A 7,628-nucleotide genomic window follows, 5' to 3' on the forward strand; every position below is an offset into this window, starting at 1 on the left:
TGTGACAAGGGGATTCCTGTGGGGTGCAGGTAACGTAAGGTAAGTGCAAATGAGTCAGGCGTTGGTCAGGACCGCAGCCGGGTGGCTGCTGGGCCTGATGCTTGCCGTGGCCGCGGGCGTCGTCGCGATCAATGTCGTGAACAACTCCATTGCGAGCCCGCAGCAGCCTGTCCGCGAATATTTCGACGCCTTGCAGAAGGGCGAGGGCGAGAAAGCCCTCGGCTTGTTGCACGCCACCGTGCCCCAAAGCAGCGCGGCCATGCTGGACGGGACGGCACTGCAGACCGCCGCCGCGCGGATCAGCGGTGTGAAGTACGGCGACGCGGAGGACCGCGGTGGCAACCGGGTCATGGTCCCGGTTGAATACACGATTGACGGCAGCGTACTGCGGACGGAGTTCCTGCTGGAAAAGTCCGGCACGGAATGGCTGTTCTTCCACCGGTGGGCCATTGTCCCCGCCGCCCTTCCGGTCCTGGACGTCACTGTGGTCAACGAAAATGAGGCCACACTCAACGGGGTCCCGGTGAACATGCCCAACGGCCGCAACTCCTTCGCCGTCTTCTACCCGGGCGAGTATGAGGCGTCACTGGCCGGTGAGTACTTCTCCGCCCCGTCCACCAAGGCCACGCTGTCCGGCCGGGAGGTCCCCGCGGCCCCGCTGAACCTGATGACCGAGGCCACCGACGGGCTAAAGGACGCCGTGGGCAGCAAGGTGAAGGAGTTCCTGGACACCTGCGCCGACGCCGCCGACAAGGAGCAAAGGCTCCAGCCGGACTGCCCGTTCTACCACACCACCAACAACCGGGTCATGGATGGCACCATTGACTGGAGCATCACGGAGTATCCCACGGTCAGCATCGAGCCCTTCGGCGGACGCTGGGTGATGGCGCCGCTGAACGGCAAAGCGCAGATCAAGGCCAAGCAGGAGGATCTGTTCACCGGCGCCGTGACGCAACTCAACGCAGTCCACGATTTCAGCTTTACCGCCCGTCTGGACATCGACGCCGACACTGTCAAGGTGACCCCGCTCCTGAGCTACTAGACCTGGCTGCGGCACTGGCCCGGTTTTGGGTGCGCCGCCGGCATTTTATCGCCACGTCCCGGTCTCAAACGCCTCAATTCCGGGCCGGTTCGGCTGCGGCCACCGCAAGGAGCCCCGCGCCAAGACCTCCCGCACCTGCGCCAGGACAGTCTCCGGCGCAGATACGACGTCATCGTAGAAGAAGCGCAGCACGGGAAGGCCCTGGACCACGGCCGAATTGTCCCGTCGGCGGTCCTTCTTGAACTGCCGTGGTTCCAGATGGAAGGCCAAGCCGTCGATTTCCACGATCAGGAAGCCTTCAAGCAGGAAGTCCACTCTCCCGATACCGTCGATCCACACTTGGGTTTCGGTGGAGATGCCAGCCTCCCTGAAAAGGACCCGGGCCAGCGTCTCCAGAAGGGAATCCGCACCACGCTCAACCTTTGCAACCACGTCCCGGGCCTTTCCGCAGCGGTTGCCCACGAGGTGCCGGAGCAGGAACGTCAGATCGATGTCTCCCTGGTTGTAGGCGCTCTCGACCATCACCAGGGACTCCAGAGGCGGTAGGCAGAGCAGGGCGTGCAGGAGGACATCCGGCAGGGCCGCCACAGCTCCGTGGCCTTGTGGCTGGGTCAGGGGCGTGCGGTGGCTGACGCAGGAATGGGTCCGTCTGCCGTTGCTGTGCCAATAGTGCGGCTGAGTTGCCAGGCGCAATATCCACAGCTGGAAGCGTGGCGCCGCCGACGCACATGTGAGCAGCGCCCGGGACTTCTTGGCGGCCACCAACTCGGGGTCCGCACCAGGAAGAGCCAGCAGCCCGCGCTCCAGCCGAACAACGGCACCGCTTCGGACAGCGCTCCTGATAGCCGATTCACCGGCCCCTTTTTCCAAGACAACCCGGGTTAGCGCCACTCCGCCCACGGAACTAAGTATCTGCACGGGATCCATGTCCCCAAATGTGCTGGAACCCGGGCAGGCTCAAAAGATGGATCGAGCAGTATGTGGACAATCATCCCCTGCCGGGCTGGCCCATCAATGGCAGTCCTCGGCCTGAGCCGATACCGGGGCGCCACGGAACAGCAGCCAGAACCGGGCCGCCCCGGTCGGAGGTCAGTCCATTCCGCGCAGGTCCAGCACCAGCTCAGTGTCGCCGTCGGCCTGCAGCAGCACCGGGATGCCCCAGTCCTGCTGGTACAGGTGGCAGGCGGCGTGGTCCGGGATCTCGCCGTCGGCGTCCTCAGGGCCGTCGCAGGCCGCCGCGCGGGCGGTGATATGCAGGACGCCTTCGGGAACGTCGGAGGAAAGCTCCAGGGTGCGGAGCAGGCCCACCGAGGTCCCGCCGCCGGACACCAGCAGTTCCGGCGGGGTGGAGGAGATTTTCAGCTGGGTCGGGTCGCCCCAGCGGTCGTCCAGCTTCTGGCCGGTCGGCGCGGTGAAGCGGATGGCCAGTTCCAGCAGCCCGGGGGCCACGGGGCTCTTGGGCCGGTGGGTCTGGGCCGCGCCCTCGTCCACCTGCTGCGCTTCCTTGGGGATTGGCACGTAGACCAGCTGGTGCTTGTTCGCCTCGACCACCACCAGGAGCGGCTCCGCGCCGGCCACCTGGGTGTGGTCCACGATCACGTCGGAGGGCTCGGACAGGCCGCGCGCCAGCGTGGAGACCGTGCCGGTGGCCGGGTCGTAGCGGCGGACGGCACCGTTGTACGTGTCCGCGATGGCCACGGAACCGTCAGGCAGCACAGTGACGCCGAGCGGGTGCTGCAGCCGCGCCTCGGAGGCGGGCCCGTCGCGGAAGCCGAAGTCGAACAGGCCCTTGCCGACGGCCGATTCGACGGTGACCGAACCGCCGTCGGCGATCACGAGCTTGCGCAGGGCGGAGGTCTCGGAGTCCGCCACCCAGATGTTGCCGTCGGCGTCCTCGGCGAGGCCGGAGGACTGGGCGAACCAGGCTTCCTCGGCCGGGCCGTCGAGCAGGCCTTCGAGGCCGTTGCCGGCGATGATGGACACGGCGCCGGAGCGCGGGTCGAAGCTGAAGATCTGGTGCACGCCGGCCATCGCCACCACGACGGCGTTCAGCTTGGTGGACCAGACAACGTCCCAGGGCGAGCTGAGGGAAACCCGCAGCGGGTCCGCCTCCAGGCGGGCGCCATACGCGGCGCCTTCCTCGTCCACCCGGGCCGGTCCCGTCTCGAGGAGCCGCTGCACGCCGTTGCCGGCCAGGGTACTGACGGTCCCGTCAGCCAGGGACAGCCCGCGCAGGCGGTGGTTCACGGAGTCGGCGATCACGACGTCGTAGCCGGTCTCGGCGGCGACGTCGTCCGGGAGCAGCACCAGGCCCTGGGGTTCGTTGAAGCGGGCTGTGGCCGCGTTGCCGTCGGCATGGCCCTTGTCACCGGAGCCGTAGGTGGCCAGCACTGTCTGGAAGTCGGTGGAGAGCTCCACGAGGCGGTGGTGCCCGGTGTCGGTGACCAGCCAGGAACCGGCTTCCGAGGCGCTTCCGACGCCGCGGCCGTCGGGGAGGAACAGTGCCTTGCCGGGGAACCGCAGGGTGCCCGACGTCGGCTCCGGCGCCACATACGGCCCGTCGCCGCGGTGCAGGGTGCCTTTGGCCTCGTGTTCGGCGATCAGTTCCGGGATGAGGACGGCGAGGCCGTCGGCGTGGCCCTCGCCGGAGAGGTGCGCCACGATGTAGCCCTCGGGGTCGATGACCACCAGCGTGGGCCAGGCGCGCGCGGTGTAGGCCTTCCAGGTGTCCAGCTCGGGATCGTCCAGGACCGGGTGGCGGATCTCGTAACGCTCGACGGCGGCGGCCAGCGCCACCGGGTCCGCCTCGTGCTCGAACTTGGGAGAGTGCACGCCGACCGTGACAAGGACGTCGGAGTACTGCTGCTCGAGCGGGCGGAGTTCGTCCAGCACGTGCAGGCAGTTGATGCAGCAGAAAGTCCAGAAGTCCAGCAGCACGATCTTGCCGCGCAGGGATTCCAGGTCCAGGGACTTGCCGCCGGTGTTGAGCCAGTTGCGGCCCACCAGCTCGGAGGCCCGGACCCGGAGGTGGGTGCGTACGGTTTCGGTCATGAGCGTCCTTCCAGCTTGGAGTTGCGTTCGGCCAGCCGGGCATCGCGCTCGGCCAGCTTGGCAAACATATCGTTGTAAGCGGTGAGATCGGCGTCGTTATTCCTGTCCGCCGCCCGGTCGGTGCGTTTGGATTCGCGCGCATCGGAGCGGGACCACTGGACGGCGACGCCGATCGCCACCAGCAGCGTGGGCACTTCGCCGATGCCCCAGGCCACCGCGCCGCCCAGCTGCTGGTCCAGCAGGGCCGATTCGCCCCAGGTCCGGCCGAGGTTGCCGAAGTAGTCCGCGGCCAGCAGCCCGGTGCCGCCCATGATCGCGACGCCGAAGAAGGCGTGGAAGCCCATCGTGGCCAGCAGGAGCAGCAGCCTCATGGGGTACGGCGCGCGCCGGGGCAGCGGGTCGGTGCCGATCATGGTCAGCACGAAGATGTAGCCGGTCAGGGCGAAGTGCAGGTTCATCAGCTCGTGGCCCACGTGGTCCCGCATGGCATATCCGAACGCGTCGGAGTAGTAGAACAGCACGATCGAGCCGGCGAAGTTGGCGGCGGCGAACAGCGGGTGCGTCACGAGCTGGGAGAACTTCGAGTGGATGAAGATCAGCAGCCATTCGCGTGGGCCGCGGGAACTGTCCCGCCGCGGCGTGAGCGCGCGCAGGGCCAGGGTCACGGGGGCGCCGAGGACGAGGAAGATGGGGGCCACCATGGTCAGTGCCATGTGGTCCACCATGTGCGCCGAGAACAGCACCCGGCCGTAGACCGCCGGCGGACCGGATGTCACGTACGTGAGGACGCCGAGCCCGATCACCCAGTTGACGGCCCGGAACCAGGACCAGGAGTCCCCGCGCCGGAGCACCTTCCGCATGCCGAGGATGTAGGCCACCAGGCCAAAGACGGCGACGGCGACCCAGAGCCAGTCGGGCCGCCATTCGGTCAGCCAGCGCTCGGGGGTAAGTTCGGGCGGCAGGTCGTAGCCGGAGACGATGAAGGCCGGGGTGGCGTTGGGGGCAAGCGCCTCACCCTGCGGCGGCGCAGAGCGGCCGAGCGCGACGGCGATACCCGACGTCGCGCCCATCACGAGCAGTTCGACGGCGATGAGCTGCCAAAGCACGCGGCGGGCGGACAGCCCGCCGGTTTTGCTGCCCAGCTGCGGGATGACCCAGCGCCGGTGCATCAGGCCGATGCCGCCAAGGACGAGGGTAGCCGCCGTCTTCGCCAGGATCAGCTGCCCGTAGGCCGAGCCGAAGAGGTCGCTCCAGGACGTAAGGCGGATGCTTGAATTGATCACGCCGGAGGCGAAGACGAGGATGAAGGCGAACCCGGCCAGGGCGGAGAAGCGGCGCAGCGTCGGATCGGTGATGTCCGGGCGGCCGCCAGTCTTCGTGCCGGACGCAGAGGCTCCCAGCAGACCGGAGAGCAGCGCGAGCATGATGATGCCGCCGACCCAGGCCGATACGCCCACCAGGTGCAGGCCGAGGGAGTTGATGGCGCCTTCGTGGTCGGCTGCGCTGGCGGAGTGCCCGATCAGCGCTGAGGGGACCAGCCCGATGAGTGCGAGCACCAGGGTGGCGGCGAGGCCGCCTAGGGAGCGGACGCCGAAGAGGGCCGTGGTGACGACTGCGGCGATGATGACCACGGCCAGCCAGGCGCGGCCGGTCTCGATGTCGGTCATGAAGTAGACCAGGGAACGGGTGAACTCCGGATCCCCGGAGATGCCCTGCCCGGCGATGTCCGAGTAGCTCAGCACCAGGACCGCAATCGCCGACAGGGTCCAGACGGCGCCCGCCGCGGCGGCGACTGCCAGGGCGCGGGTAAATGCCGGGTGCTCCGGGGCGTCCGTGGCCTTGGACCGCGAGAGGGCCAGCGAGCGGGGCAGGATTCCGACGGCGAAGATCAGCCCGCCGATCACGGTGGCAAGCGCGACGTTGTGGACGGCTTTGCTGACCGGGAGACCCCAGCGGACCAAGGCACCCGGGTCGGAGACCTCCCGGGCTGCTGCGGCGCCGGAGAACAGCAAGGCGGCGACAAGTCCCAGGAACAGGCCAGCCAGGCCCGCGAACAGCCAGGGCCGGGAGATCCCGGCGGGACCCGCAGCAGGGCCCCTCCCTCCCCCGGTCGGGGTGGGAGCGGTTGCGGTGGCACGGGGATTTGCTGCGGAAGGCACAAGTCCATTGTCCGCCACGCCCCGCCTGCTCACCGAATCGGCAGCAGCCCGAAAACACCGGGGCGACGTTGCCGGACGCCGCCCTTAACCAAAAAGGAGCGGCGACCCAGGGGGTCGCCGCTCCTTTCAAGCATTCAAGAAGACTACTTCTTCTTGGAGACCGCAGCCTTCAGCTTGGAGCCGGCGGTCAGCTTAACGCTGTGGCCCGCGGCGATCTGGATGGTCTCGCCGGTCTGCGGGTTGCGGCCGGTGCGAGCTGCACGGTCGGTGCGCTCAACTGCGAGCCAGCCCGGGATGGTGATCTTTTCGCCCGCGGCGACAGAGGTCTCGAAGACCTCGAACAGTGCATCCAGCACGGAGTTGACGGCTGCCTGGCTGGTGCCGGCCTTGCCTGCTACCTCTGCAACAAGTTCACTACGGTTCTTAGCCATTTATGTCCTCCTGGACGGTCATGATTTCTGGAGCCTGCACACGGCATGCGTACAAGCCACTGTCCGAAAACTTACCAGCTTGCTGCCGCCGAGGTGGCAAATTCCGCGTGTTTTCGGCCTTTTTCGAGGAAAAACCCGCGAATCGGCGCCTTTCGAGGCATTATTTCGCCATCAGCGGACGCTCCCGCAGCTCCGGCGGCATCTGCCCCGGCGCTGCCGCAGTTTGGGTGTTGTCCGGGGCGACGCAGCCGCGCTTGTCCCGGTGGCTGACGACGGCGGCACCTGCCCCGGCGCTCCCGCAGATCTGGCGCTGTCCGGGGCGACGCTGCCGCGCCTGTCCCGGTGGCCGACGACGGCGGCATCCGGCCGGCTGCCGGCCTGTCGTCTGCGGTTCGGAGGGCGGGTGGGGCAGTTGTGGTTGCCGGCGATGGTGTGGGCCCTGGACGCTCCGGCAGGAGCTGCGCGAGGGTGCGGCTATAAGCCCCGGAGCTGCGGGAGGGTCGGGTTTTATGCCGCCGGCGATGGTGTGGGGCCTTGGACGCTCCGGCAGGAGGTGGTGGAGGTCCTGTGCGGCGCGTACCGGATGTGCGGGAGGGTCTGTGCGGCGCGTACCGGACGTGCGGGAGGGTGCGGCTATTTGCCCCCGGGTGTGCGGGAGGGTTGGGGTGTGGCCGGCATGATCTGCGGTGAGTGGGCAGTTGGCGGCAGTGTTGGTGCGTGACATTGGCGTGAACTGCTGCCTCGACGGTGCCCTCGGGTATGCGGGAGGGGTTGGACCGTATGCGGGAGGGTTCTGGTTGTGGTTTGTGGGTTAAATGCGGGAGAGCCCCAACCTGTGGTTGGGGCTCTCGACCGTGTAATGATGTTCCGGCGGTGACCTACTCTCCCACACCCTCCCGGGTGCAGTACCATCGGCGCTGTGGGTCTTAGCTTCCGGGTTCGGAA

The 7,628-nt window shown here is 67.8% G+C and carries 5 protein-coding genes and 1 rRNA gene; 1 reads left to right on the forward strand and 5 read right to left on the reverse strand.

Annotation, left to right across the window (positions count from 1 at the left end; translation table 11 throughout):
- Positions 1 to 49: 49 nt before the first annotated feature.
- A complete protein-coding gene (locus AC1DC5_RS17260) occupies positions 50 to 1,042 on the forward strand; it encodes a hypothetical protein (protein ID WP_476865961.1) in 993 nt (330 codons plus the stop codon).
- A gap of 45 nt (positions 1,043 to 1,087) precedes the next feature.
- Here the strand turns inward: AC1DC5_RS17260 and AC1DC5_RS17265 are convergent, their stop codons facing one another.
- The 5 genes from AC1DC5_RS17265 to rrf all read right to left on the reverse strand — a co-directional run.
- Positions 1,088 to 1,630: an endonuclease domain-containing protein gene (locus tag AC1DC5_RS17265; protein WP_476865962.1), complete on the reverse strand. Its 543-nt coding sequence runs from the start codon at positions 1,628 to 1,630 to the stop codon at positions 1,088 to 1,090.
- 501 nt (positions 1,631 to 2,131) lie between these two features.
- Positions 2,132 to 4,093, reverse strand: coding sequence for an NHL domain-containing thioredoxin family protein (locus AC1DC5_RS17270; RefSeq protein ID WP_476865963.1), 1,962 nt, complete (start codon positions 4,091 to 4,093; stop codon positions 2,132 to 2,134).
- Complete coding sequence (locus AC1DC5_RS17275) at positions 4,090 to 6,252, reverse strand: bifunctional copper resistance protein CopD/cytochrome c oxidase assembly protein (protein ID WP_476865964.1); 2,163 nt, start codon at positions 6,250 to 6,252, stop codon at positions 4,090 to 4,092. The genes AC1DC5_RS17270 and AC1DC5_RS17275 overlap by 4 nt, the downstream gene beginning before the upstream one ends.
- Before the next feature lie 143 nt (positions 6,253 to 6,395).
- The gene (locus tag AC1DC5_RS17280; RefSeq protein WP_024367639.1) at positions 6,396 to 6,683 is read right to left on the reverse strand and encodes an HU family DNA-binding protein; all 288 of its coding nucleotides are present in this window, start codon (positions 6,681 to 6,683) and stop codon (positions 6,396 to 6,398) included.
- A gap of 865 nt (positions 6,684 to 7,548) precedes the next feature.
- Positions 7,549 to 7,628, reverse strand: a 5S ribosomal RNA gene (gene rrf / locus AC1DC5_RS17285); the annotation flags it as partial.

This window comes from Arthrobacter sp. 10L424 (assembly GCF_056395325.1).